Origin of the sequence: Streptomyces sp. NPDC102406 (assembly GCF_044765725.1) — a bacterium.
Lineage (GTDB): Bacteria > Actinomycetota > Actinomycetes > Streptomycetales > Streptomycetaceae > Streptomyces.
The window spans coordinates 250,861-275,734 of record NZ_JBIWKP010000006.1 but is presented as its reverse complement, the minus strand read 5'-3'; the positions used below and the strand labels follow the sequence as shown (position 1 = coordinate 275,734).

Here is a 24,874-nt window from a genome sequence, read left to right as displayed (position 1 = left end):
CCGCATACGGTTTCCGGCATGCCGAAGCGCACTCGAACACTGCCTCCCCTGGCCCTGTCCGCGGCCCTGCTCGGACTCTTCGCGGCGGCCCAGCCCGCCCACGCGGCGACAGCGACCCGGCACCACGGCGCGGTCCCGCTCCGGATCGCCACCTACAACATCCACGCCGGGTCCGGCATGGACGAGGTCTTCGATCTCGACCGGCAGGCGGCGGCGCTCCGCGCGCTCGACGCGGACGTGATCGGCCTCCAGGAGGTCGACGTGCACTGGGGCGCGCGCAGCCAGGGCCTCGACGTGGCCCGCGAACTGGCCGGGCGGCTCGGGATGCGGGTGTCGTTCGCCCCGATATACAGCCTCGACCCGGCGACGGCCGGCGGGCCGCGGCGCGAGTTCGGGGTGGCGGTGCTGTCCCGGTATCCGATCCGGGCCGCCGTGAACCACGAGATCACGCGCCTGTCCACGCAGGACCCGCACCCCGAACCCGCCCCCGCGCCCGGCTTCGGCGAGGTCACGCTGAAGGTGCGCGGGGTCCCGGTGCAGGTCTTCGTGACGCACCTCGACTACCGGCCGGACCCGGCGGTCCGCGCGGCACAGATCTCGGACACCCGGCGCATCATGGCCGACGAACGCCGCGCCGTCCCCGGAGCCCGGCAGATACTGCTCGGGGATTTCAACGCCCCTCCCTCGGCGCCCGAACTCGCGCCGCTGTGGGGCGAGTTGCGGGACGCGGGCCCGGCGGAGGGCGGCACCTACCCGGCCGCCGCTCCGGTACGGCGGATCGACTACGTCGCGGTGGGGGCCGGGGTCCGGGTCCGGTCCGCGACCGTACCGGCCGAGGCGACGGCGTCGGACCACCGGCCGGTCGTCGCGGAGGTGTCGGTGCGCCGGTAGGAGCGGAGGCTGTACGCGGATCGGGCCCCGCCCCGGCCGAAGGCGCGGGACGGGGCCGGATCCCGGGTCAGCTCTTGGGCTGGGTCAGGTCGTAGAACGTGGCGCCGCCGACCGTCACCTTCTCGAAGGTGTCCGCCACCCACGAGGTGATCTTCGCCGACGAACCGGAGCCGGACGCTCCGGGGCCGCCCATGCCGCCACCGGAGCCGCTCCCGATGAAGTAGTGGATCTTCCCGTCCGCGACGTACTGCTTGAACTGGGCGAGCGTCGGAGAGGGGTCCGTCCCGTTGAAGCCGCCGACCGCCATGACGGGTTCGCCGGTGGCCAGTTGGTAGCTCGCCTGGTTCTGCGAACCGATCGCGGCCGCCACCCAGGTGTAGGAGTCGGCGTCCTTCTCCAGGAGCTTCTTGGCCTCGGAGCCGACCTGGGCGCCGTTGAGCAGTCCGCCCATGCCGCCACCGGCCCCGCCTTCGCCCGCACCGGCGGGCATCCCGCCCTTCTGCCGGGGGTTCACCGCGCCCTGGTTCTGCCGGTTCGGCTGGTTCGGCTGGTTCTGCTGGTTCGGCTGGATCGGCTGGTTCTGCTGGTTCGGCTGGATCGGCTGGTTCTGCTGGTTCGGCTGGTTCTGGCCGGGGGTGCCGCCGCCGGGGAAACCGCCGCCCTGCCGGCCCTGACCGGTGGGCGGTTGCGTACCGCCGCCGGGGCCACCGCCCCGAGCGCCGTCGCCGCCGCGGGGGCCGCCGCCCATCATGCTCGCCCCCGCCGGCCCGGCCGTCACGATCGACCCGGTGTGCCCGGTGTCCAGCGTGCTGAGGGTGTACGCGGTCGGCGCCGCCAGAGCGGCCACCAGGCCGAGACCGGCCGCCCCGAGGGCGAGTCGGCGGCCGAGTCGGCGCACGAGGACGAGGCCGAGCCCCGCCACGAGGCCCCCGACGAGCACGGTCCAGCGCAGCCACGACAGATAGTCCGGCACCCGCCCGAGCAGCACGAACGCCCACACCGCGGTGGCGGCGACGCAGCCGCCCAGCGCCGCGGAGGCGGCGACGCGCGCGCGTTCCTCCCACAGCACGGTGGCGCCCATGCCGATCAGCGCCGCGACGTAGGGGGCCAGGGCCACCGTGTAGTACTGGTGGAAGATGCCGGCCATGAAGCTGAAGACCAGGCCGGTCATGAGCAGCGAGCCGCCCCACGCGAGGAACGCGGCGCGCGCCGTGTCCGTGCGCCCCGACCGCCAGGTCAGGACGACACCGGCGACGAGGAGGAGCAGCGCGGCCGGGATCAGCCACGAGATCTGGCCGCCGATCTCGGTGTCGAACATCCGGCCGATACCGGTCTCGCCCCACTGGCCGGTGCCACCGCCCATGCCGCCACCACCGCCGCCGACCGAGCCCGTCTCGTCGCCGCTGATGCGGCCGAGGCCGTTGTAACCGAAGGTCAGCTCAAGGAACGAGTTGTTCTGCGAGCCGCCGATGTACGGACGTGAGGACGCGGGCCACAGCTCCACGACCGCCACCCACCAGCCGCCCGCGACGATCATCGTGAGCCCGGAGAGGGCGAGCTGGCCGAGCCGCCTGCGCAGCCGCGTCGGCGCGAGGACCGCATAGAGGACGGCCAGCGGCGGCAGGATCAGGAAGGCCTGCAACGTCTTGGTGAGGAAGCCGAGGCCGACGGCGACTCCCGCGAGGACCAGCCACTTCGTGCGGGCCCGCTCCATGGCGCGCAGGACGCAGTGGACCGTGGTGGTCATCAGCAGCGCGAGGAGCGCGTCCGGGTTGTTGAAGCGGAACATCAGCGCGGCGACCGGGGTCGTGGCGAACACCAGGACAGTGAGCAGACCCGCGGCGGCGCTGAAGCGACGACGTACGGTCGCGTACAGGACACCGGCCGTGGCCAGGGCCATCAGGACCTCGGGGACGAGGATCGCCCAGGAGTTCAGGCCGAAGAGGCGCACGGACAGCGCCATCGGCCAGAGCGCGGCCGGGGGCTTGTCGACGGTGATGGCGTTGGCCGCGTCGGACGAGCCGAAGAACATCGCCTTCCAGCTCTCGCTGCCCGCCTGGACCGCCGCCGAGTAGAAGGAGTTGGCGTAGCCGGAGGCCGACAGGTTCCAGAGATAGGCGAGGCCGACGACGAGCAGCAGTCCGAGGAAGGCCGGGCGGACCCACCGCGCGTCCTCGGGCCTGCCGCGCCACAGGCGCCGGTGGAAGCGGTCCTTCGCGCGGCCGTGCCCCGTGCTCGCGGGCTCGTGAGGCGCCGCGGGAGCGGCGTCGTGGGAGTCGTGGGAGTCTTGGGAGTCTTGGGAGTCGTGGGAGTCGTGGGAGTCGTGGGAGCGGATGTCGGTGGTCATCGAAGACTCCCGGATTCGGTGGCGTCCCAGGCCTGTGCAGCCTGGGGAGAGGGGGCCGGGGACGGGGTGGCCGGCGCCGGGTGCGCCTGGTCGGGGAAGACCCAGGCGCGGAACAGCAGGAAGCGCAGCACGGTCGCCGCGAGGTTGGCCGCGATGAGTACCGCCAGCTCCGTGGAGTGCGCGGGGGCGCTGGACGCCGCGTGGAGCGCCATGAGGGAACCGCTGGTCAGGGCGAGCCCGATGCCGAAGACGACGAGGCCCTGCGCCTGGTGGCGCACGGCACGGTCACGGCCGCGCACGCCGAAGGTCAGGCGCCGGTTGGCGGAGGTGTTGGCGACCGCCGAGACGAGCAGGGCGAGCGCGTTGGCCACCTGCGCCCCCGAGAACGTACGGAAACCCGAGTAGAGCAGCAGATAGAACAGCGTCGACAGACCGCCGACGACGCAGAACCCGACGAGCTGGCGGGCCAGCCCCCTGGGCACGCCCGGGAGCCGGCGGTCGCGCGGATCGTCACCGAAGGGGCGCGCCAGGCGGTCCAGGGCGAGGGACCCGGTGGCGAGCGCCTTGCCGACGCGCCAGACGCCCTTGAGGTCCTCGGCCGCCGTCCGCACGATGTGGACGGTCGAGTCCGGGTCGTCGACCCAGTCGACGGGCACCTCGTGGATCCGCAGCCCGGCGCGCTCGGCGAGCACCAGCATCTCCGTGTCGAAGAACCATCCGGTGTCCTCCACGAGCGGCAGCAGCACCTGCGCCACCTCGCGCCGTATCGCCTTGAACCCGCACTGGGCGTCGGAGAAGCGGGCCTGGAGCGAGCCGCGCAGGATGACGTTGTAGGCGCGCGAGATGAACTCGCGCTTCGGACCGCGCACCACCCGCGAGCTGCGGGTGAGCCGGGAGCCGATCGCCAGGTCGGAGTGGCCGGAGATGAGCGGGGCGACGAGCGGCAGCAGGGCGTTCAGATCGGTGGACAGATCCACGTCCATGTACGCGAGGACCGGCGCGTCGGACGCCGACCACACGGTACGCAGCGCACGCCCGCGCCCCTTCTGTTCGAGCCGGACGTAGCGCACCTCGGGCAGGTCGGCGGTGAGCAGCCCTGCCTCCCGGGGTGTGGTGTCCGTGGAGGCGTTGTCGGCGATCGTGATGCGGAAGCGGTAGGGGAAGGTGTCGACCAGGTGGTCGTGGAGCCCGCGGACACACACGCCGAGGTCCTTCTCCTCGTTGTAAACGGGGATGACGACGTCCAAGATCGGGACGCCACCGCTGCCCGCGGGAAGGTGCTCCCGCGCCGGCAGCGTCCCGAACCTCGCGGTGGTGGGGCCGGGGCCCTCGAAAGAGTCGGTTCGCATGCCACCGACCGTCGTCAACTGCCCTGTCAGCGCTGTGTGGTGAGGCTTTGCCCCGCCTGTGAGTGCGGGACGGGCGCGACGCGTGCGGGCAGATGCACGGTGAACACGGTCCGGCCGGGCCCGCTGTCGACGCTCACACCGCCGCCGTGCGCGGCCACCACCGCCTGCACGATGGCGAGGCCGAGTCCGGTGGAGCCCGCCCTGCGCGACCGCGAGGAGTCGCCGCGCGCGAACCGTTCGAAGACGCGCGGCACCAACGCGGCGGGGATGCCCGGCCCGTCGTCCTGGACGTCGAGACAGACCCAGGGTCCGTGCCGGTGCACGCGGGCGGTGACGGTCGTGCCGGGCGGCGTGTGCGTACGGGCGTTGGCCAGCAGATTGACGAGGACCTGGTGCAGGCGCGCCGGGTCGGCGAGCACGGTGGCCGGTTCGTCGGGCAGTTCGAGGCGCCACACATGGCTCTGCCCCGCCGCGCGTGCGTCGCTGAGCGCGTCGACGACCAGCGGCGACACATCCGTCGGCGCGTACGACAGGGGCCTGCCCGCGTCGAGCCGGGCGAGCAGCAGCAGATCCTCGACCAGGCCGGTCATCCGGTGCGCCTCGGACTCGATCCGGCCGAGCGCGTGCCGGGTGTCGGGTCCGGTCGGCTCGCGACCGCGCCGGGTCAGTTCGGCGTAACCGCGGATGGAGGCGAGCGGCGTACGCAGCTCATGGCTGGCGTCCGCGACGAACTGCCGCACCCGCGTCTCGCTCTGCTGCCGCGCCTCCAGCGCCCCGTGCACATGGTCGAGCATCCGGTTCAGCGCGGCCCCCACCTGCCCGACCTCCGTCCCGGCGTCGGCCTCGGCATCCGGGACGCGCTCGTGGAGGGCCACCTCGCCGCTGTGCAGGGGGAGTTCGGAGACACGGGTCGCTGTCGCGGCGACCCGGCGCAGCGGCCTCAGGGCGACACCGACCATCACGGCGCCCGTGACCCCGGCGGCGAGGAGACCGGCGCCGGTCACGGACAGCTCGATGACGATGAGGGTGTTGAGGGTGGACTCGACGTCGTCGGCGGGCAGCCCGACGACGACGGTGCCCTGCGGGTTCGAGGTCACCCGGTAGTCTCCGAGCCCCGGCAGGCTGACGCTGTGGATCGCGCCGTCGCGCGGCACCGAGGCGAGCGCGTCCCGCTGCTCCTCGGTCAGATCGACGATGTACGAGGAGGAGGCGGCGCCGTCGGCACCACGGGCCGCCTGCAGAACCGACCCGTCGCTCTTGAGCAGGGCGCCCACCGGGTCGTCACGGCCCGGGCCGCCCAGGAACTGAAGACTCGGCGTGCCCCGCCCCCCGGGCCCCTGCCCGCCCGGCCCGCCCCCTTCGGCCAGATGGACCGCCTGCCCGACCTTGTCGTCCAACTGGCCGTACAGATAGGTGTGCAGAGCCAGCGTGGTCACCGTGCCGATCACCACGGCCACCAGGGCGATGAGCCCCACCACGGTCACGACGAGCCGGGTCCGCAGGGTGCGGGCCCGCCTCACGAAACCGTCGTCGCCGCGGGCTTGATCAGATATCCGGCGCCGCGCCGCGTGTGGATCATCGGCTCGCGCCCCGCGTCGATCTTCCGCCGCAGATAGGAGATGTACAGCTCGACGACGTTGGCCTGGCCGCCGAAGTCGTAGCTCCACACCCGGTCGAGTATCTGCGCCTTGCTGAGCACGCGCCGCGGATTGCGCATCAGGAAACGCAGCAGCTCGAACTCGGTCGCCGTCAGATGGATGTGGGTCCCGCCCCGCGACACCTCGTGGCTGTCCTCGTCGAGCATCAGATCGCCCACGACCAGCACGGACTCGCTGCGCCGGTCGGCCGCCCCGGTCCTGCGGATCAGCCCGCGCAGCCGCGCCACGACCTCCTCCAGGCTGAACGGCTTGGTGACGTAGTCGTCGCCGCCCGCCGTCAGACCGGCGATCCGGTCCTCGACGGCGTCCTTGGCGGTCAGGAAGAGCACCGGCACGTCGGGCAGCTCACGACGCAGCCGCCCGAGCACGCTCAGACCGTCCATGTCCGGCAGCATCATGTCCAGCACGACGGCGTCGGGCCGGAAGTCCCGCGCGCTCCGCACGGCCCCCGCCCCGTCACCGGCGGCCCGGATCTGCCAGCCCTCGTAGCGCAGGGCCATGGACAACAGCTCGGTGATGGACTGCTCGTCGTCCACGACAAGCACCCGGACGGGACTCCCGTCCGGCCTCAGCAGTTCGGTACGCCCCTGGGGCGAGGTCGTGGTCATGCCACCACCCTGCGAGGCCCCTCTGAGAGCACCCTTGCCCGAACCTGTGAATTCCCTGAGAAACACAGAACCCCGCGGGCACCGCCCCCTCCTTCCCTAGAACAACCCGCTCTGCACGACAGGCACCTCCCGCACCTCGAGCCCCACCCCCTTGGCTCCGGCCGGGGCCCGCTCCAGCGGCCAGCCGGCCAGCACGCGCGTGTCGACCACGAGCCGCCGCCCGGCCGGTTCCACGAGATGCAGATCGGGCCCGGCGGCAGCCACCACGGTGCCCGACACGACAGCCCCCCCGGCGAGCCCGCTCACCACGGCGTCCACCCGGTCGATCGCCGCGAGCCCGAACGCCTCCCCGTGATCGACGACCCGGCACGGCAACCGCTCCAACGACTCCGGCCACCCGCCCCCGAGCCCCACGGCCACGGCATGCGCCCGCACCAACTCGTCCCCCCGCTCCTTCGACCGCGCCACCGCGGCCCGCACCGCCCGCTTGCGCTCGTACGGAATACGGTCGGGCACCCCCAGCGCCACCCGCAGCAACTCCTCGGCCCGCCGAGCCGCCATCAGGGGCCCGCGCCCGAGCCACGTGAAGGCGATCGCCCCCTGCTCCAACAACCGGGCGTCCCCCCGGCCCACCCCGGTGATCCCCACCTTCACCAAGCCGTCCCCGAACCACGCCAGATACACGTGGTACGGCCGCGGATCATCGGCCACCGTGTCGGCCGCCACCGAACGCGCCCGGTCGATCCCCGCACACTCCCCGCACTGCGCCCGCGTCCCCCGCACCGGCACGGCCTCCCGCCCCGGACACGGCGTGCGCCGCCCCCCACGCCAGATCCCCGGACACCGCCGCGCCCCACCGACCCGAAAAGCCACCGGCTCCCCGAACCGCACCGTGCTCTCCCGCTCCCCACCACCCCCCGTCCAACCGAACCCGGGCCGCCCCCCGCCCCACCGCATCCCGCCGCACCACCACGTCATACGACCAGCATGCCCGGCCCCACTGACAACACGAAGAGGCCCCCGGATGATCTCCGGGGGCCTCTTACCTATGTGCACTCGGCAGGATTCGAACCTGCAACCTTCTGATCCGTAGCTCTATGTGAATCGGTCGTGAGCGGTCGTACCGGCCGCGCTACGGCCCTGGAGGAACGCTGCTGGACAGGGACGGTTGCTGTGGTTGCGGTACTTCACTGCTGTACTCGCTACGTCGTGATGAGTCGCGGACGGGCCTCCGGTCGCCCGTACGCCAGGATGCGCGGCAGTACTTCGCGCATGCGTGTCACGTCTGTTGCTGGAGCACGGAGCAGAGCCTCAACGATGGGATCGGCCAGGCCCAGGTCGTCCAATGCCGCAGGATCCAAGGTCACCCGCAGCACGTCTCCGATCAGTTCCACTTCACGTACACAGCCGTAAGCGGTGCCTTGGTCGGGCGTGACGAGACAATGCGTGTCCATGCCGAGGGACACTTCCTGCGCGTCGGGTTCGTCGAAGTCGCACATGAACATCAGGGAAAAGCCGTCTCCATCGTCCGACTCGGCCACACCTGCCATCATGCAGTCGTCTTCGCCGGGATTGTCCAGTCCGCAGGCAAGCCGTGCCGTGAATCTGTACGTCATGCACGCGTTCTAGCACCCGATACCGACAGCCGCGTTCACGTCCGACATGAAGCCAGCGGAACTTGCCGGTGTCGCCTCATCCTTATCAGGTCGATAGCGGGGGCCTCTCGACCTCGATCAACTCCGGCTGTCTCTGATCCGCCTGCCGCTGTGGTTCGGCGTTGATCGGCACTGTTCGGGCTTGTTGGTGTCAGCCGTTGATGTCAGCTACAGCAGCGACGCTTGACTCAAGCGACCAACAGGCATCCCTGCGGAGAACCCTCCAACCTGGTACTGGATCATGTCGCCATGTCCCTGACTTTCGGTCCCGACCGACAGACCCGCGAGTTCGAGTGCGAGTGCTGTAACGCCCCCATCGAGCGGGCGTGGAACTTCATCTACTCAGACGGTGCCCCGTACGCCGTCTACTTCGCGAACTGCTACCACCACCGTGACCGCGATCATGATGCCTGGATAGACGTGATCTTCGGAACGTGGGGGGACGGGCCAGACGCTTGGGATGATCACGTCGCGTTCGCATGCCGTGTCGGGCCCGTGGCTGGGCAGACGACCCCGGCTTCGACAGTCGTGGCTGCCGGGCTGGCCAACCCTGACGGACCACTGTTCGGCCTGAAACTCGATCGTGAAGCGGCTTTGCAGCATCCACGGTTGTCCGAATTCTGGGCAGCCTCCGACTTCGTGCTGGAGCACGATCCATTAGTTCGTGGCCACATCTACGGGAGCTGATACACAGAGAACGGTGGAGCGGTTTTGGGTCGAAAGCCCTGCGCGGCATCGACCGATCCGGTCGTTCCTCGTCGTCTGACCACCCCAGCCCACCACTCTCCCCAGCTCCCATCCCGTCCGTTGTCGACCCACACGCATGTGGAGCGGGCGTGGTTCAGGGGCGTCAAGGTGGAGCGCGCCACTGTACGAACGACCTGGACGCCATGGGCCGCGTCTGCTCGGCTCTGCCTGGGTCGACGGTGGACGGGATGGGAGCCCCCACGCTCGCAACGATGTGCCCGCGGCCGGGAACGGCGCCCCTCCCACCCGGTGCCGGCCGATCCCCCGCCGGAGGCATCGTCTGTGACCGTGGGCCGCGAACGTGTCGGGTGCTCGCCTCATGACCTCCGGGCCTATCCATCTGTGAGCGGGCGTCGGCTCAGCCGGGGCGGAGCGGGCCGAAGGCAGGAGCGCAGCCCCGAGCGGAGCCGGGAAGCCCGCCCGGCGGAGCGGAGCGCAGCCGGGTGCTTGAACCAGTAGAGAAAGTTGTAACTCAGTCTGGCCACTGGGACTTGAAGTCGTATGCGCATGCCGGGAGTTCGGCAGCTTGCCTGTGGGCGAGAGCCAGGAAGAGGACCGGACGTATCGTCCAGGTGATCCGAGGGTCGGCATGGGTCACCGAGACCGTGCACGACTCTGAGCGCAGCGGTTTGCGGCGGGTCTGTATACGCCCCTCATAGAGCCACCCCCAGGCTTCTTCGGAGGCGTCGGCATCGAGTGCCGGTGAGACGGTCCGCAGCGCGATCGCCACCCACCTGTCCGCTTGGGCCACCGAGTAGGCGTCGAACGATGCCCGCAGCCTCGGAGGTGCTGCCCCGGTGTCGGTGAGGTCTTCGGTCCAACATTCGCACCAGAAGCCGGGCCATGGCCGTGGCCGTGCTTGGTCGGCTAGCACGAGCGGGCCTCCGGATGCAGGCCGACGAAGAGTTCCGCCATGACCGTGTGGCCCCTGTCGCCCTCGTGGACCACGACTCGGTGCGCAAGGAGGCTGACCATCCCCAGGCCCCGGCCACGCTCCGCCTCCTGATCCTCCTGCTCGGCCTTGGGGGTCGACCCGGCACCTCCCTCGTCCGTCACCGACAGCGCGACCATCTGCGGCGTCACCGCGACAGAGAGATGGAAGCTGCCGCACGGAATCCGACCGCTCGCCGTATGCAGGACCGCGTTCGCACTCAGCTCGCTGACGATCAGCTCGGCGTCGTCCACCAGGGGGCGAGCCCTGAAGGATGTCCCGCGTCCAGCGTCGGGCCCGGCTCACCTCGACTTCCTGCCCCCGCCGGCGCTCTGCCTCAAGGCTCTCCGGATGCGCCGCGCTCAGCAGACCGGGGACCGGAAGGCTGCCGGGAGCTCTGGCAGAACAGTCATGACCTGGTCTTCACCACGAAGTCACGAAGTACGGCACGCCGATCGAACCGGGCAACATGACCCGCATGTTCGCCCTGCGGGCTCGACGGGCCGGGCTCCGGGTCATCCCGCTGCGGAACACGCGGCACACGTGCAGCTCGCTCCTGGTGGCGCTGAAGGTGCACCCGAAGGTGGCACAGCGCATCCTGCGGCACTCGCAGATCGCCATGACGATGGAGGTCTACGCCGAAGCGAGCGAGGAACAAGTACGGGCCGCGATCAGCAAGCTGTCCGACGCGATGGGCGGTACCGGCTGACCCGGTTGCTGTACTTCGCTGCTGTACGGCCCTGAAACGCAAGAGGCCCCGGATCTCTCCGGGGCCTCTTACCTGTGTGCACTCGGCAGGATTCGAACCTGCAACCTTCTGATCCGTAGTCAGATGCTCTATCCGTTAAGCTACGAGTGCTTGTCTTTAGTTTTTGTCTTCGCTCCCCGGCCTTTCGGCCCGCTCGCGGCGACAGGAAGAACATTACATGACTGCCGCCGCCATGTGAAATCCGTTAGCCCCACCCGTTGTGACCTGCGGAAACGTGCCGCCGGTCGGGAGGGAACGACGAAGCCCCGGTCCGTGTGGACCGGGGCTTCGGATCTTGCTGCGGAGGCGGAGGGATTTGAACCCTCGATGGGATTTAAGTCCCAAACCGCATTAGCAGTGCGGCGCCATAGACCGGACTAGGCGACGCCTCCAGCACAACCGCTCGCGCGAACGCGAATCGGTGCGTGCAGATGATGACACAGCTGAGCGCCGCCTCACCAATCGCCTCCCACGGTACTAGGCGGGCAGGCCGGAGGGCAAAGCCCCGACGCGGGGCGCAACGCCAGGTCGGTCCGCGCGTTAGGCAGGGCATGTTGATGCGACGTTTCTCCTCCCGTCCCTCCGTCACTCCCTCCGTCACTCCCTCCTCCCGTCCCTCCGCGCGGCCGGTCTCCCGCCTGCTGGTCACCGCCCTCGCGTCGGCCGCCGCGCTGGCCGCCGTGCCCGCCGCCGCGCAGGCGGACACCGGGCCGACCCGGATGCCGCCGCCCCCGTTCGGCTCCCTCGACGCTCCCGGCCTCGGTGACCTCGGTGACCTCGGCGGCCTCGGTGGCCTCGGCGATCTCCGTCGTGACCACCTGACCGTCTCCGTCTCCGACTCGGGGACCCGCGGCGACGGCACGTACGAGCTGGAGTGCGGGCCCGCCGGCGGCACCCACGCCGATCCGGAGGCCGCCTGCGCCCGGCTCGACGAGCTGGCGGGCAGCGGGCAGGACCCGTTCGCGCCGGTGCCCAAGGGGGCGTACTGCACGATGCAGTACGGCGGGGACGCCACCGCGCACATCACCGGGACCTGGCACGGGAAGGCCGTCGACGCCTCCTACAAGCTGACCGACGGCTGCGAGATCTCCCGCTGGCGGCGGCTCGTCCCCGTGCTGCCCGCGACGGCCTCGTGACCGTGGGTCCGACGGTCACATCGCCGTGACGGCGCGCGCACCGGGTCCGCACATCCTCTACGTGGGCTCCCTCTCATCCGGCGCCGCGAGCGCAACCACTGCCCGTAGACTCCCTCCAGTGACACGCTGCGGGCCGCGAGGCAAGATGGCCCGCACGGTCGGCAAGTCGCGGTGAATCAGGGAGGAAGCGTCGTCGTGAGCAGCAGGCCATCCCGAGGCGCTGCTCGCCTCGCAGCCATACTCGATGCGCTCCCCGATGCATTGGTGCTGGTCAACACCAACGGGACGGTCGTCAACGCCAACTCCATCGCTCTCGAAACCTTCGAGACGCCGGGCACGGCCCTGGTGGGGCGCGGACTCCTCGATCTGCTGCCGGAGTTCGACTCCCGGCTGATCCCCGGGTCCATGCGCAGGCCCGACACGGCGACCGACGAACGCGGGCGTACCAAGCCGACGCGGATGATCGCGAGGCGGACCGACGGCAGCGAGTTCCCCGTCGAGGTCACCAGCGCGAACGTCGCCGACGGCGCTCGGGACGCCGTGGACCCGTACGGTGCGGGCGGTGGTTCCTACAGCGGGTCCGAGCTGTTGATGCTCGTCGTCCGCGATCTGTCGGGCACGCTCGACACCGAGGCCGAACTGGCCCGGTCCCAGCGGCAGACCGAGATGATCCTGCGGGCCGCCGCCGAGGGGGTCGTCGGCACCGACACCGACGGCCGGATCGTGCTCGTCAACCCGGCCGCCGCGCAGATCCTCGGCTTCCGCGCCAGCGACCTCGGCGGGCAGGAGCTGCACCCGCTCGTCCTGCACTCGCGGCCCGACGGCGAGCCCTTCCCGTACGCCGAGTCGCCGCTCGCCGACACCCTGCGCTCCGGGCGCAAGCACCGGGTGCGGGGTCAGGTCCTGTGGAACAAGAAGGGCGAGAAGGTGCCCGTCGACATGACGACGGCACCCGTGCGCGACGGCGACCAACTGGTCGGCGCCGTCATGACCTTCACCGACCGGCGCCCCTACGACCAACTGGTCACCGAGCACGCCGAGGAGCTGGCCCGGCGCGACGAGGCGGCGGAGCGGGAGCGCGAGGAGCACACCGCCGAGCTGGAGCGCGTACGCGAGGAGCTGACCGGCGAACTCGCGGCGACCCGCGAGGAGCTGGAGGCGGAGCTCGCCGCCACCCGCGAGAAGCACGCCGAGGAGCTGTCCGCCGAGCGGGAGCGGGGCGCCGCGTTCGCCGAGCGCGAGAAGGACCGCTTCGAGGAGCTGGCGGCACGCCACACGCAGCTCCTCGCCGTCCTCGGCCAGTCGCTGCGCGGTCCGCTCGACGAGCTGCGGCGCGAGCTGGGGCAGCTCGCCGCGGACGACGCCGGGCAACTGTGGCCCGAGGCGAACCAGGTCCTGCACCACCTCTCCGCGGGCTACTCGCGGATCACCACCCTCGTCGACAACGTCCTCGCCTACCAGCTCCTCGACGCGGGCGGCGAACAGCTCGTCCGTACGCCGGTCATGCTGGACGCCGTCGTCGCCGCCGGTGTGGACGGTGCCGTGGAGCTGATCGGGCCCGGCCGCGTCCAGTTCGCCGTGCACGCGCCGCCGATCGAGGCCGAGGTCGACGCCGGGCGGCTCGCCACCGCGCTCGCGCATCTGATCGCCGATGTCGCCGGGATCGACGCCACGGGCAACGCGCGCGTGCCCGCCGGTGCCGCTTACGTCGACTCGACCGTCGTCGTGGCCGCCGCGCAGCGCGGCGAGAGCGTACGCATCGAGGTCCGCGGCCCCTACGCGGGCGGCGACCCGGTGCACGAGCCGATCGTGCAGGGCATCGTGCGCGCCCACGGCGGCGTGCTGCAAACACACGAGATGCCCGGCATGGGCGGCAGCGCCTATGTGCTGGAAGTGCCGATCGGAAGCGGTGCCGGGGTCGTCGCGGCGCCCGCCGAGCCGGTGGACGAACCGGTCGCCGAGGCCGTTCCGAACCTTCCCGAGCAGGCCACCGCGGCCGGTGGTCGGCGCAGGGCCAGGCGTCCGTCCGGGCCCTCCGTCGACTCCTTCCTGGACAGTGGGCTGCCGGCCGACGAGCAGCCTTCCGGTGGTACGGGCCGACGACGCGGGCGACGTGCCCCCGAGGAACCGGGAGTCGCCGCGCGGCCCGAGCCGCAGCCGGAGCTGCCCGAGCCGGTGGCGGACGGTCCCGAGGGTTCTGCCGGGGGTACCGGACGGCGCCGGGCACGGGCCGCGCAGGCGCAGACCGGTGCCGCCGAGGGTTCCGTCATGACCGCGGCCGAACACGCGGCGGGCTCCCCGGCGCTGGGTCAGACGGTGCCGCCGCAGGGCGTGCCCGCGCCGACAGGGCGGCGGGCCAGGCGCTCGGGCGACTCGGAGCAGGCGGCGCTGCCCGCGCTGCCGTCCGGGCCCGCGCAGGAGAGCGGCAGGAGCGGTTCGGGCCACGGTGAGCTGGAATGGGCCGGTGCCGGTGCCGGTCAGCCCTCGGGGCGTCGGGCGCGGCGCGCGCTCGGTGCCGCGCAGGCACCCCCGGCCACGGAGGAGGCGGCGCCCCGTGAGGCGTTCGCGCTGCCGCCCGCGCAGGCCGACCGCGTTCCCGAGCCGGTGCTGCCCGAGGCGGCCCGGCCGGTCCAGCACGGGCCCGCACCCGCTGACGTAGCAGGCGTGCAGGGTGAAGAAGGGACGCAAGGCGCACCGGGCGCGAGCGTGCCGCAGGGCGTCCCCGGCGACGTGTCGCAGGGCACGGTCGCGGGCGGCGCGGTGCGGGCCGGTGGGGCGCAGACCTCGCCGCTGCCGGAGGCGGCCCAGCAGCACGAAGCCGCCGTGGGGGATCCGGCGGAGGACCACACACCGCCGCAGCCGCACCCGGCGCAGAGCACGCCCCCGCAGGGCACGCCCGCCCCGGCCCCCTTGCCGCCGGAGAACGCGCCGCAGCCGCGTGTCGCTCAGCCGTTGCCCGCCGAGGCGCCGCAGCAGCCGACCGGTGACACGAACTCGACGCAGGGCCGCGCCTTCAGCGTGCGCACCCTGGGTCAGGGTGTCCCGTTCGGGCGGCAGGCCACCGACCAGCAGCGGCGTCCGCAGGTTCCCGCACCGGCCCAGCCTTCCGCCGCCCGTCCTGGGACCACGCCTGCGCAGGGCGTGCCGCAGGAGGGGCAGACGCAGGGCGGCGGTTCGGGACGGCGGCGCAGGCTGGGCACCCGGCAGGAGCAGTCGGACGCCGCCGGATCGCAGACACCGGCCCAGGGGACGGCGCAGACCCCACCCGGCGGGATGCCGCAGGCCCCGGCCCGAGGGACGACGCCGACGCCTCCGCCCATGTCACCGCCTCCGGCGACTCCGGCGACTCCGGCGCGGGGGACGGCGGCCCGGCCGCATCCTCAGTCTCAGTCGCCTCTGCTGTCGCCGAACGCGTCGCACTCCGCGAACTCCTCGGAAGGGCGGGGTCGGTCCTATGCGATCGGCGCGCCCGCCCACGACGCCGATGAGGGTCCCGAGCCGCTGGACGGTCCGGGGGGCGCGGTCGAGATCGCCAACCGGCCTCAGCCGCGGCCCATGGACGACGAGCTTCCCCCTGAGCCGCTCGACAACCCGCGTCGGCTTCTCGTGTGGCCCGCCCCGGACGTGTCGACCCAGCAGGCGCTGAGCGACCGCGGCTACCGTCCGGTGACCGTGCACTCGCGCGAGGAGGTCGACGCGCAGATCGCGGCGTTCCCGGCCGCGCTGTTCGTGGACCCGCTGACCGGGCCGATCACGCGCACGGCGCTCCAGTCGCTGCGGCAGGCCGCTGTCGCGGCCGAGGTGCCGGTCCTGGTGACCGCGGGTCTCGGGCAGGCGACGCGCGAGGCGGCGTACGGGGCCGATCCCGCCGTGCTGTTGAAGGCGCTGGCGCCGCGCGACAGCGAGCAGCACCCGCCGCGGGTGCTGCTCATCGAGGAGCACGAGGAGATCGCGCTCGCGCTGACCGCCACGCTGGAGCGGCGCGGGATGCAGGTCGCGCGGGCCGCGAGCGACGCGGACGCGGTGACGCTGGCGTCGCAGATGCGGCCGAACCTGGTGGTCATGGATCTCCTCCAGGTACGTCGTCGGCGCGCGGGCATCATCGACTGGCTGCGGGCGAACGGGCAGTTGAACCGCACGCCCCTCGTCGTCTACACGGCCGCCGTCGAGGGCGCCGACCTGCCGCGGCTCGCGGCGGGGGAGACGGTGCTGTTCCTCGCGGAGCGGTCGACGAGCACCGAGGTGCAGAGCCGGATCGTGGATCTGTTGGCGAAGATCGGTACCAACTGACACCTACGGGCGGCCCGTTGAGGGCCGCCCGTGTTTCACGTGAAACAGCCGCCGCCGAACGGCGCGTATCGGCCGCTCCTCACAGCTTGGTGACGGTCAGCTCTCCAGCCGCGTACTGCTTGCGCAGCACCTTCTTGTCGAACTTGCCGACGCTGGTCTTCGGGACCGCGGGGATGATGGTCCAGCGCTCCGGCAGTTGCCACTTGGCGACCTTCCCGGCGAGGAACGCGCGCAGCGTCTCGAAGTCGGCGCTCGCTCCTTCCTTCAGTACGACGGTGGCAAGTGGCCGCTCGCCCCACTTGTCGTCGGGGACGGCCACGACGGCGGCCTCGGCGACTTCGGGGTGCGACATCAGTGCGTTCTCCAGGTCGACGCTGGAGATCCACTCCCCGCCGGACTTGATGACGTCCTTGGCGCGGTCGGTGAGGGTGAGGTAGCCGTCGGGGCTGATGGTGCCGACGTCACCGGTCTTGAGCCAGCCGTCCTCGCTGAACTTGTCGGCGGGTCGCAGCAGTGCGCCCTCCCCGTCGGCGCCCCCGTAGTACGCGCCCGCGATCCAGTTCCCCCGGACCTCCAGTTCGCCCGCGGAGGTGCCGTCCCAGGGCAGGTGCTCGCCGCCGGGGCCGCTCAGGCGTGCCTCGACGCCCGCCGGGAAACGCCCCTGGGTCAGCCGGTACGCGAACTCCTCGTCGCTGCCCGGTTCGACACCGGCCGGTGGGCGCGAGACTGTGCCGAGCGGTGACGTCTCGGTCATGCCCCAGGCGTGACAGACGCGCATGCCGAGGTCGTCGAAGGCCTTCATGAGGGAGGGCGGGCAGGCCGAGCCGCCGATGGTGACCTGGGTGAGCGTGGAGACGTCGCGCGGCTTGGCGGTCAGCTCGGCGAGCAGGCCCTGCCAGATGGTGGGGACGGCCGCGGCGTGCGTGGGGCGCTCGGCCTCGATCATCTCGGCGAGCGGCGCGGGCTGGAGGAACCGGTCCGGCATCAGCATGTTCACGCCGGTCATGAAGGTGGCGTGCGGCAGCCCCCACGCGTTCACATGGAACTGCGGGACCACGACCAGCGAGGTGTCGGAGTCGGTCAGGCCCATGGACTGGGCCATGTTCACCTGCATGGAGTGCAGGTAGATCGAACGGTGCGAGTAGACGACGCCCTTGGGGTCCCCGGTGGTTCCGGACGTGTAGCACATGGCCGCGGCCCGGCGTTCGTCCAGCTCCGGCCAGTCGTACGCGACCGGCTTCCCGGCGATGAGCGTCTCGTAGTCGTGGACCGTGGCACGGGAGCCTTCGAGCACCGAGCGGTCGCCGGGACCGGAGACGACGAGATGTTCGACCGTGGGCAGGGCGGGCAGCAGCGGCGCGAGCAGCGGCAGCAGGGAGCCGTTGACGATGATCACGCGGTCGGCCGCGTGGTTGACGATCCACGTCAGTTGCTCGGCGGGGAGGCGGAGGTTGAGGGTGTGCAGCACGGCGCCCATGGCGGGGACGGCGAAATAGGCCTCGACGTGCTCCGCGTTGTTCCACATGAGCGTGGCGACACGGTCGTCGTCACGGACGCCCAGGTCGTCCTTGAGCGCGTGCGCGAGCTGGGCGGCGCGGGCGCCCGCCTCGGCGAACGTACGGCGGTGCGGCTCGCTCTCCCCGGTCCAGGTGGTGATCAGCGAGGTGCCGTGGACCCGCACCCCGTGATTCAGGAGGCGGGTCACAGTCAGCGGTACGTCCTGCATCGTGCTCAGCACGGCGTCCTCCCGGTGGGCGCTACGGAGCAGTAGGGTTCCGCCGATTCTCACCGCATACCACTCGGTATGTCACTAGTCCCGGGAATGATCGATCAGCGCGCGGTGCTGCCGACGACCTCGCTCAACTGCGGGTGGGCACCAGTTCGGGGTCCTCGCGGAGCTTGCCGAGCGCCCGCGACACCGCGCTCTTGACCGTGCCGACGGAGACCCCGAGCACCTCGGCCGTCTGGGCCTCGCTCAGGTCCTCGTAGTACCGCAGGACGACCATCGCCCGCTGCCGGGCGGGCAGCTTCGTGATGGCGCGCCACATCGCGTCGTGCAGCGCCTGCTGCTCGGCCGGGTCCCCGGCCACCGGTGTCGTCGGTTCCGGCAGCTCGTCGCAGACGAACTCGTCGACCTTGCGCTTGCGCCACTGCGAGGTCCGGGTGTTCAGCAGGGCCCTGCGCACATAGCCGTCGAGCGCCCGGTGGTCCTCGATCCGGTCCCACGCGACATACGTCTTCGTGAGCGCCGTCTGCAACAGGTCCTCGGCGTCGCACGGGTTCGCGGTCAGCGACCTGGCGGTGCGCAACAGCACGGGCTGGCGCGCCCGGACGTACGACGCGAAGGACGGGTACGCCGAGGACGCGGGGTGCGCGGGGCGCGTCCCCGTGGAGGTGCGCGTCGCCTGCTTCGATGCGCTGGTGCAGACAGGCGCCAGGGTTGCGGTCATGGCTCCACGCTATGAGCGCCCTTCCTGCCGCGGATCGGCCGGAGGTCCCGAAGCGACCTCCGCCTCAGGTTGTACGAGGGGTGGTAACCCCACCTCCTGAAGGTGGAGGAGGGGATGAGGGCCCCTGCGGGTTCGGGTTCAGCCGATCCGCGCCACCGGGGCGTGCATCAGGTTCCGGTCGACCAGCAGGGTGCGGCCACCGTGCCGCTCCTTCACGTTCCCCGCGTACTGGTGGATCCGGCGCTGCGGGTGCCACGCGGCCTTCGGGAGCGCGGGCTCGCGGTACAGGTCGGGCTCGGTGTGCCAGCGGGCGAACCACATCACCGCCGGCAGGTCCCGCACCCCGGCCCGGCGGGCGGACTCCATGTGCCGCACCCCCGAGTCGGCGCTGCTGTAGAAGCCGGGGAGATAGCCGTGGCGCCGCACCTCCCTGTTCCATGCCCGCACGAACGACAGCGTCGTCTGCGCGCACGCCCGCTTCCGGTAGTTGTACGCCTCCATGTCCAGATAGAGGGGGCTGCCCGGGACGATGGCGAGCGCCCCGGCGCGACGGACCGCGTCCCGGGCCTCCGACGTCCCCTGCCCCCACGGGTCCCGCCCGATCGGCACGTCCTTCTTGTGCTGCGCCCCGACACAGGGCGACTGCGACCCGACGTAGACCGGCAGCACCCCCCATCCCATGCGGTCCACCGTCCGCGTCCACGTCCGGTTCAGCGCGGGCTGGTGCGCGCAGGCGCGGCCCCGGCCGCCGAAGTAGACGCCCACGGCCTGGTATCTCGATGTCCGCCAGCGCCCCATGGTGTCCTGGGACGGTGTCCTGCAGGCGTCGAACGCCCAGCCTTGGAAGGTACGCACCTGGGGCCCCCAGGGTGCGGAGTCCGCCGGTCTCTCCGTCGCCGCCGCCGGCAGGGCACCGCTTCCCAGAGCGAGCGCGATGAGCACCACCAGTCCAATGATCATTTTTTGCCGATGCATGAACCGAGTGAAGGGGCCGATCGCGCGCGCGGGCCGGGAAGACGCGCCGGGTTCAGCCGTCCGACCGCAGAATCAGACCCGATGTGGGGACCCCGGTGCCCGCGGTGACCAGAGCCGTGGCCGCGTCCGGTATCTGGTTCACCGCGGTACCCCGCAGTTGCCGCACCCCCTCCGCGATGCCGTTCATCCCGTGCAGGTACGCCTCCCCCAGTTGCCCGCCATGGGTGTTGATCGGCAACACCTCCTCGGCGACGAACCCGGCCGCCTCGCCGGGCGCGCAGAACCCGAACTCCTCCAGTTGCATCAGCACGAACGGCGTGAAGTGGTCGTAGAGGATCCCGACGTCCACCTCCCCGGGCCCGATCCCGGCCGTCCGCCACAACTGCCCGGCGACCACGCTCATCTCGGGCAGACCCGTCAGATCGCCCCGGTAGAAACTGGTCATCTGTTCCTGCGCGCGGCCCGCGCCCTGGGCCGCGGCGGCGATCACCACGGGCGGACGCGGCAGATCGCGGGCCCGCTCGACGCTGGTGACGACGATCGCCTGCCCGCCGTCCGTCTCCTGACAGCAGTCGAGCAGCCGCAACGGTTCGACGATCCAGCGGGACGCCTCGTGGTCGGCGAGAGTGATCGGTCTGCCGTGGAAGTACGCGGCCGGGTTGGTCGCCGCGTATCCGCGGTCCACCACCGCGACCTGGCCGAACACCTCGGGGCTCAGCCCGTACGTGTGCAGGTACCGCTGCGCCGCCATCGCCACCCAGGACGCCGGGGTGAGCAGCCCGAACGGCAGACTCCAGCCGAGCGCCGCGCCCTCCGCCGAGGGCTCCCGGTGCCGCACCCCCGCACCGAACCGTCTGCCCGACCGCTCGTTGAACGCCCGGTAGCAGACCACGACCTCGGCCACGCCGCTCACCACCGCCAAGGCCGCCTGCTGCACCGTGGCACAGGCCGCGCCACCTCCGTAGTGCACCCGCGAGAAGAACGAGAGCTCCCCCATCCCGGTGGCCTGCGCCACGGTGATCTCCGGGCTGGTGTCCATGGTGAAGGTGACCAGTCCGTCGACGTCGGCGGGGGACAGGCCCGCGTCGTCGAGCGCCGCGTGCACCGCCTCCACCGCGAGCTTCAACTCGCTGCGGCCGGAGTCCTTGGAGAACTCGGTGGCGCCGATGCCGACGATCGCCGCCTTGCCGCCCAGCCGGTCCCGGCCGCGCACGCTCACGACGGACTCCCCTCGCCGCCCGACGCCGTCCGCGGTACCGGCCGCGGCACGGTGACGGTCACCGTGCCGGTGACATGGCTGCCGATGCCGTTCTTCCCGACGACCCTCACCTGGGCCGTGTCACCGCCGTCCTCGCCCACGACCTCGGTCACCGTCCCTGTCAGCACCATGGTGTCCCCCGGGTGGTTGGGCGCGCCGAGCCGTATCGCGACCTTCCTGAGCCGGGCCGTCGGGCCGAAGTGGTCGGTGATGTAGCGGCCCACCAGCCCGTTCGTCGTGAGGATGTTCATGAAGATGTCGGGGGAGCCCTTCTGCCGGGCCAGCTCCGCGTCGTGGTGCACGTCCTGGTAGTCGCGGGAGGCGATCGCCCCGGCGACGATCAGGGTCCGGGTCACCGGGATCGTGAGCGGCGGCAGCTCCGCGCCCGCCTCCATCGGCACCACACCCCCGTTCATACGGGCTCTCCTTTCGCCCACCCGACACGCTCGGCCACCTCCGGGTCCCGGTCTGCCTCTACGCCCTCGACGGCAGCGGCGTCCGCCTCCTCCACCAGCACATCCCCCAGCTCCGCCAGGACCTGACGGCCCCCGCCGAGGTATCCGTCGAGCTGCCGACCCCACAAGAAGTGCCGGTGCACGGGGTGGCCGAGATCGGCGCCCGCCCCGCCGTGCAGATGCTGCCCCGTGTGCACGACGCGTCTGCCCGCTTCGGACGCCCACCAGGCAGCGGTCAGCGCATGACTGCGGTACGCGAGTCCCTCGTCGCGCCGCCAGGCCGCCTCGTACGCGGTGACCCGGATGGCCTCGATGTCCATATGGGCGTCGGCCGCACGGAGCTGCACCCCTTGCCTCGCGGCGAGGGGGCGGCCGAACTGCTCCCGCTCGTTCGTGTGCTCCACCGCTCTGGCCAGGGACCCGGCGCACACACCGGCCTGGAGCCCGGCGAACGCGGTCCGCGCCGCCGCCCGCACCTCCTCGTACGCCTGCGGGCCGCCGACTCGCTCCGCCGGGGCCCCGTCGAGGACGAGCCGCCCGGCCGACCAGGGCGCCGTGAGTTCGACCGGCTCGCAGAGCGCGTCCCGCGCCCGCGCCATCCACAGGCTGTGGGCAACCGCCCCGGGCCCGTCCCGCACCGCCACCAGGACGTGGGTCGCCTCGCGCAGCCACGGCACCCACGGCACGGATCCGGTCAGCCGGGCCCGCCCGGGCACGGCGGCCTCGCTCACCACGAGCCCCGTGTGCGCGGGAAAGGCCCCGGTCGCCACCGCCGATCCGTCCCGCAGAGCCGGCAGCAGCCGCTCCCGCTGCTCGGCGCTGCCGTGCGTGCCCAGCGCGAGCAGCCCGTAGACGCAGCTCGCCGCGAACGGGACCTGGGCCGTCACCCTGCCCTGCTCCTCCAGCATCAGCACGAGCCCGAGCAGCCCGGTCTCCGCCACGGCGCCGACCAGTCCGGCGTCCGCCAGCGCCTTCCACAGCGCGCTGTCCGTGGCCGCGCCGAGGGCCGCGAGCCGCTCCGGTACGGAGAGGTCACCGAAGATCCGCGCGGCCAGCTCCTGGGCCGCCGCCTGTTCGGGGGTGGGGGTGAAGTCCATGTCACGCCTCACCGTCTTCGACAGCCCGGAAGACCGGCAGCTCCAGGTCGTCGTCCGCGCGCAGGAAGGTGAGCCTGACCGGCATCCCGATGCGCACCTTGTCGTACGGCACCCCGATGACGTTGCTGACCATGCGCACGCCCTCCGCGAGTTCGATCAGTCCCACCGCGTAGGGCGGGTCGAAGGCCGGGAAGGGCGGGTGGTGCATGACGACGTAGCTGAAGACCGTGCCCTCGCCGCTCGCCCGCACGGTGTCCCACTCCTGTCCTCCGCACGCGTTGCACCCCGGCAGCCAGGGGAAGCGCAGGGTGGCGCAGTCGCGGCAGCGCTGGATGAGGAGCCGGTGGTCCTTGACGCCCGCCCAGAACCCGGCGTTGTCCCGGTTCACGACGGGCCGGGGCCGAAGGTCCCGCATCTCGCCCGCTGCCCGGTCACCCGCAGCCCCGGCGGGCGCGGCCGGCCCCGAACCTGGCGCCCGCGGCGCGTACTTCAGGATCCGGAACCGGTGTGTACCGGCGAGCCGGCCATCCGCCCGGACGTCCATCCGTGTGGTGACGAAGTGCCCCGTCCCCAGCTTCGTCGTCTTCAGCGGCGACACCGCCTCGATCACCGCGTCGAAAGTGATCACGTCCCCGGGCCGCAGTGGACGCAGATACTCCTGCTCGCAGTCGGTGGCCACCACCGAGGTGTATCCGGCGCCGTCCAGCAGCGCGAGCAGGTCGTCGTACGCCCCCGAGCGCCCCGCGTGCCCGGACAGGCCCGCCATCGTCCACGCCTGGAGCATGGTCGGCGGCGCCATGGCGTCCGGCCCCTCGTACGCCGGATTGGTGTCGCCCAGGGCCTCGCACCAGTGCCGGATCATCGGCGCGTTGACCGGGTCCCGGCCCTCGCCCGCCGTGGCCGCGGCACGCCCCTCGAACCCCTTCAGCTCCTCGTACGCCAACGCCCCCCGGCCCGCGCCCGCCACCGCGCTCACCGCCGGCCCCGCTTCATCCCGAGCCGCATCGTGGCCACGATCTCCCGCTGCACCTCGCTCACCCCGCCCCCGAACGTGTTGATCTGCGCGGCCCTGTTCATCCGCTCCAACTCCCCGTCCCCGCAGGCGCGTTCACCGTCGCCCGCGCCTGACGCGCCGGGTGATCCCCTCCGTAGCCACCCCGTCTCGCCCACGATCTGCTGACACATCTGGTACGTCTCGACCGCCGATTCCGTTCCCGCGAACTTCACGCCACTGGCCTCTCCAGGGGCCGGCCGGCCCGCCCCCACGGACCCGACCAAACGCCAGTTGAGCAGGCGCGTTGCCGCCAGCCGCGCATGCGCCTCGGCCACCTGGGAACGAATCCACGGCGCGTCAACCCTTCGCTCGCCCGTCACCGGATCGGGTGTGCGGGCGGCGGCGAGGGCCTGGTGGTAGAAGTCCTCGGCCTGCATCCCGATCGCCGCGAGCGCCATCCGTTCGTGGTTGAGCTGGTTGGTGATCAGCTCCCAGCCGCCGTTCTCCTCGCCGACCAGGTTCGATCCGGGGACGCGGATCGAGTCGTAGTACGTGGCCGTCGTGGTCAGGCCGCCGACCGTCTCGATCGGGGTCCATGAGAAGCCCGGCGCGTCGGTCGGCACGAGGATGATCGAGATGCCCCGGTGCTTGGGGGCCTCGGGATCGGTGCGGCAGGCGAGCCAGATCCAGTCGGCGTTCTGCGCGTTCGACGTGTAGATCTTCTGTCCTTCGATCAGCCAGTCGCCGGTGGCGTCGTCCCGCACGGCACGCGTCCGCAGCGACGCGAGGTCCGTTCCGGCCGACGGCTCGCTGTAGCCGATCGCGAAGACCAGGTCGCCACTGAGGATCCGGGGCAGGAAAAATGCCTTCTGCTCCTCGGTGCCGTACCGCATCAGCGTGGGGCCGACCGTGTTGAGCGTGACCATGGAGACCGGCGCACCCGCGCGGTAGGCCTCGTCGAAGAACACGAACTGCTCGTCGGGGCCCCGGCCCTGCCCGCCGTGGGCGACAGGCCAGCCGAGCCCCAGCAATCCCTCCGCCCCCATGCGTCGCAGCACCCGGCGTTGTGCGGCAGGGTCGTCGGCGTCGGGCGGGCCCTGCGGCATCAACGTACGGAAGTGCGCGCGCAGTCGGGCGCGCAACTCGCGCTGGCGCTCGGTGGGGGCGAGGTGCACGGCGGCGGCCCTCCCGGACCTCGTACGGTCAAGTTTTCTGACTGTCCGTCAGATGTCGTGGGGTGTCAAGAGATCCGCCGCGCCGCCCGGACCCCGCGTAAAACGCCTGC

General features: G+C 71.9%; 19 protein-coding genes, 2 tRNA genes and 2 pseudogenes. 5 read left to right on the top strand and 18 right to left on the bottom strand.

Features of this window, described 5'->3' with window-relative positions; genetic code table 11:
* Positions 1 to 18 precede the first annotated feature (18 nt).
* The gene (locus ACIRF8_RS25315; RefSeq protein WP_404217976.1) at positions 19 to 891 is read left to right on the top strand and encodes an endonuclease/exonuclease/phosphatase family protein; all 873 of its coding nucleotides are present in this window, start codon (positions 19 to 21) and stop codon (positions 889 to 891) included.
* A gap of 67 nt (positions 892 to 958) precedes the next feature.
* Here the strand turns inward: ACIRF8_RS25315 and ACIRF8_RS25310 are convergent, their stop codons facing one another.
* The 6 genes from ACIRF8_RS25310 to ACIRF8_RS25285 all read right to left on the bottom strand — a co-directional run bounded on the left by ACIRF8_RS25310 (position 959) and on the right by ACIRF8_RS25285 (position 8,469).
* On the bottom strand, positions 959 to 3,238 hold the full coding sequence (locus tag ACIRF8_RS25310; protein WP_404217974.1) for an ArnT family glycosyltransferase: 2,280 nt from the start codon (positions 3,236 to 3,238) through the stop codon (positions 959 to 961).
* On the bottom strand, positions 3,235 to 4,587 hold the full coding sequence (locus ACIRF8_RS25305) for a glycosyltransferase (RefSeq protein WP_404217972.1): 1,353 nt from the start codon (positions 4,585 to 4,587) through the stop codon (positions 3,235 to 3,237). Before ACIRF8_RS25305 ends, ACIRF8_RS25310 begins: the two co-directional genes overlap by 4 nt.
* A 26-nt stretch (positions 4,588 to 4,613) precedes the next feature.
* Positions 4,614 to 6,107, bottom strand: a complete 1,494-nt coding sequence (locus ACIRF8_RS25300; protein ID WP_404217969.1) for a sensor histidine kinase — start codon at positions 6,105 to 6,107, stop codon at positions 4,614 to 4,616.
* Complete coding sequence (locus ACIRF8_RS25295; protein ID WP_404217967.1) at positions 6,104 to 6,853, bottom strand: response regulator transcription factor; 750 nt, start codon at positions 6,851 to 6,853, stop codon at positions 6,104 to 6,106. The genes ACIRF8_RS25300 and ACIRF8_RS25295 overlap by 4 nt, the downstream gene beginning before the upstream one ends.
* 96 nt (positions 6,854 to 6,949) lie before the next feature.
* Positions 6,950 to 7,831: a DUF2797 domain-containing protein gene (locus ACIRF8_RS25290; RefSeq protein ID WP_404217965.1), complete on the bottom strand. Its 882-nt coding sequence runs from the start codon at positions 7,829 to 7,831 to the stop codon at positions 6,950 to 6,952.
* Between the two features lie 224 nt (positions 7,832 to 8,055).
* Positions 8,056 to 8,469 carry an Imm10 family immunity protein gene (locus ACIRF8_RS25285; RefSeq protein WP_404217963.1) on the bottom strand — a complete coding sequence of 138 codons (414 nt, stop codon included), beginning with the start codon at positions 8,467 to 8,469 and terminating at the stop codon, positions 8,056 to 8,058.
* A 288-nt stretch (positions 8,470 to 8,757) separates the two neighbouring features.
* Here ACIRF8_RS25285 and ACIRF8_RS25280 point away from each other — a divergent pair, with 288 nt between their 5' ends.
* Positions 8,758 to 9,195, top strand: coding sequence for a hypothetical protein (locus ACIRF8_RS25280; protein ID WP_404217960.1), 438 nt, complete (start codon positions 8,758 to 8,760; stop codon positions 9,193 to 9,195).
* 532 nt (positions 9,196 to 9,727) lie between these two features.
* Here the strand turns inward: ACIRF8_RS25280 and ACIRF8_RS25275 are convergent.
* Together ACIRF8_RS25275 and ACIRF8_RS25270 are read right to left on the bottom strand one after the other, a co-directional pair.
* Positions 9,728 to 10,129 carry a hypothetical protein gene (locus ACIRF8_RS25275; RefSeq protein ID WP_404217957.1) on the bottom strand — a complete coding sequence of 134 codons (402 nt, stop codon included), beginning with the start codon at positions 10,127 to 10,129 and terminating at the stop codon, positions 9,728 to 9,730.
* A pseudogene (locus tag ACIRF8_RS25270) lies at positions 10,123 to 10,492 on the bottom strand (ATP-binding protein). The gene ACIRF8_RS25275 and the pseudogene ACIRF8_RS25270 overlap by 7 nt, the downstream one beginning before the upstream one ends.
* A 3-nt stretch (positions 10,493 to 10,495) precedes the next feature.
* Here ACIRF8_RS25270 and ACIRF8_RS25265 point away from each other — a divergent pair.
* Positions 10,496 to 10,895 (top strand): annotated as a pseudogene (locus tag ACIRF8_RS25265) (tyrosine-type recombinase/integrase); the annotation flags it as partial.
* A gap of 77 nt (positions 10,896 to 10,972) precedes the next feature.
* On the opposite strand, the gene ACIRF8_RS25260 reads toward ACIRF8_RS25265, so the two are convergent.
* Together ACIRF8_RS25260 and ACIRF8_RS25255 are read right to left on the bottom strand one after the other, a co-directional pair.
* Positions 10,973 to 11,045 (bottom strand) — tRNA-Arg (locus ACIRF8_RS25260).
* Positions 11,046 to 11,235: 190 nt separating this feature from the next.
* Positions 11,236 to 11,326: transfer RNA gene (locus ACIRF8_RS25255), tRNA-Ser, on the bottom strand.
* A gap of 165 nt (positions 11,327 to 11,491) precedes the next feature.
* Between ACIRF8_RS25255 and ACIRF8_RS25250 the strand changes: the two genes are divergently transcribed.
* Together ACIRF8_RS25250 and ACIRF8_RS25245 are read left to right on the top strand one after the other, a co-directional pair.
* Positions 11,492 to 12,070, top strand: a complete 579-nt coding sequence (locus tag ACIRF8_RS25250; RefSeq protein ID WP_404217955.1) for an SSI family serine proteinase inhibitor — start codon at positions 11,492 to 11,494, stop codon at positions 12,068 to 12,070.
* Between the two features lie 195 nt (positions 12,071 to 12,265).
* Positions 12,266 to 16,360 carry a PAS domain-containing protein gene (locus tag ACIRF8_RS25245; protein ID WP_404217953.1) on the top strand — a complete coding sequence of 1,365 codons (4,095 nt, stop codon included), beginning with the start codon at positions 12,266 to 12,268 and terminating at the stop codon, positions 16,358 to 16,360.
* 79 nt (positions 16,361 to 16,439) lie between these two features.
* Here the strand turns inward: ACIRF8_RS25245 and ACIRF8_RS25240 are convergent, their stop codons facing one another.
* From ACIRF8_RS25240 to ACIRF8_RS25205, 8 genes are all read right to left on the bottom strand, one after another.
* Entirely contained in the window at positions 16,440 to 18,098 is a 1,659-nt protein-coding gene (locus tag ACIRF8_RS25240) for a long-chain fatty acid--CoA ligase (RefSeq protein WP_404217951.1), read from the bottom strand.
* Positions 18,099 to 18,219: 121 nt separating this feature from the next.
* Positions 18,220 to 18,810, bottom strand: a complete 591-nt coding sequence (locus tag ACIRF8_RS25235) for a SigE family RNA polymerase sigma factor (protein WP_404217949.1) — start codon at positions 18,808 to 18,810, stop codon at positions 18,220 to 18,222.
* Positions 18,811 to 18,948: 138 nt separating this feature from the next.
* Positions 18,949 to 19,770: a DUF1906 domain-containing protein gene (locus tag ACIRF8_RS25230; RefSeq protein WP_404217947.1), complete on the bottom strand. Its 822-nt coding sequence runs from the start codon at positions 19,768 to 19,770 to the stop codon at positions 18,949 to 18,951.
* A 67-nt stretch (positions 19,771 to 19,837) separates the two neighbouring features.
* On the bottom strand, positions 19,838 to 21,004 hold the full coding sequence (locus ACIRF8_RS25225; RefSeq protein WP_404217944.1) for a lipid-transfer protein: 1,167 nt from the start codon (positions 21,002 to 21,004) through the stop codon (positions 19,838 to 19,840).
* Positions 21,001 to 21,438 (bottom strand): MaoC family dehydratase, encoded by a 438-nt coding sequence (locus ACIRF8_RS25220; protein ID WP_404218204.1) that lies wholly within the window; start codon positions 21,436 to 21,438, stop codon positions 21,001 to 21,003. Before ACIRF8_RS25220 ends, ACIRF8_RS25225 begins: the two co-directional genes overlap by 4 nt.
* 17 nt (positions 21,439 to 21,455) lie before the next feature.
* Positions 21,456 to 22,595 carry an acyl-CoA dehydrogenase family protein gene (locus ACIRF8_RS25215; protein ID WP_404217942.1) on the bottom strand — a complete coding sequence of 380 codons (1,140 nt, stop codon included), beginning with the start codon at positions 22,593 to 22,595 and terminating at the stop codon, positions 21,456 to 21,458.
* Position 22,596: 1 nt separating this feature from the next.
* Positions 22,597 to 23,562 (bottom strand): bifunctional MaoC family dehydratase N-terminal/OB-fold nucleic acid binding domain-containing protein, encoded by a 966-nt coding sequence (locus tag ACIRF8_RS25210; RefSeq protein ID WP_404218202.1) that lies wholly within the window; start codon positions 23,560 to 23,562, stop codon positions 22,597 to 22,599.
* A gap of 5 nt (positions 23,563 to 23,567) precedes the next feature.
* Entirely contained in the window at positions 23,568 to 24,764 is a 1,197-nt protein-coding gene (locus ACIRF8_RS25205) for an acyl-CoA dehydrogenase family protein (RefSeq protein ID WP_404217939.1), read from the bottom strand.
* Positions 24,765 to 24,874 lie beyond the last annotated feature (110 nt).

Coding starts and splice junctions, on each gene's coding strand:
- ACIRF8_RS25315 (WP_404217976.1), top strand. CDS start 19: ATGCCGAAGCGCACTCGAACACTGCCTCCCCTGGCCCTGTCCGCGGCC.
- ACIRF8_RS25310 (WP_404217974.1), bottom strand. CDS start 3,238: ATGACCACCGACATCCGCTCCCACGACTCCCACGACTCCCACGACTCC.
- ACIRF8_RS25305 (WP_404217972.1), bottom strand. CDS start 4,587: ATGCGAACCGACTCTTTCGAGGGCCCCGGCCCCACCACCGCGAGGTTC.
- ACIRF8_RS25295 (WP_404217967.1), bottom strand. CDS start 6,853: ATGACCACGACCTCGCCCCAGGGGCGTACCGAACTGCTGAGGCCGGAC.
- ACIRF8_RS25290 (WP_404217965.1), bottom strand. CDS start 7,831: ATGACGTGGTGGTGCGGCGGGATGCGGTGGGGCGGGGGGCGGCCCGGG.
- ACIRF8_RS25285 (WP_404217963.1), bottom strand. CDS start 8,469: ATGACGTACAGATTCACGGCACGGCTTGCCTGCGGACTGGACAATCCC.
- ACIRF8_RS25280 (WP_404217960.1), top strand. CDS start 8,758: ATGTCCCTGACTTTCGGTCCCGACCGACAGACCCGCGAGTTCGAGTGC.
- ACIRF8_RS25250 (WP_404217955.1), top strand. CDS start 11,492: ATGCGACGTTTCTCCTCCCGTCCCTCCGTCACTCCCTCCGTCACTCCC.
- ACIRF8_RS25235 (WP_404217949.1), bottom strand. CDS start 18,810: ATGACCGCAACCCTGGCGCCTGTCTGCACCAGCGCATCGAAGCAGGCG.
- ACIRF8_RS25230 (WP_404217947.1), bottom strand. CDS start 19,770: ATGATCATTGGACTGGTGGTGCTCATCGCGCTCGCTCTGGGAAGCGGT.
- ACIRF8_RS25220 (WP_404218204.1), bottom strand. CDS start 21,438: ATGGAGGCGGGCGCGGAGCTGCCGCCGCTCACGATCCCGGTGACCCGG.
- ACIRF8_RS25215 (WP_404217942.1), bottom strand. CDS start 22,595: ATGGACTTCACCCCCACCCCCGAACAGGCGGCGGCCCAGGAGCTGGCC.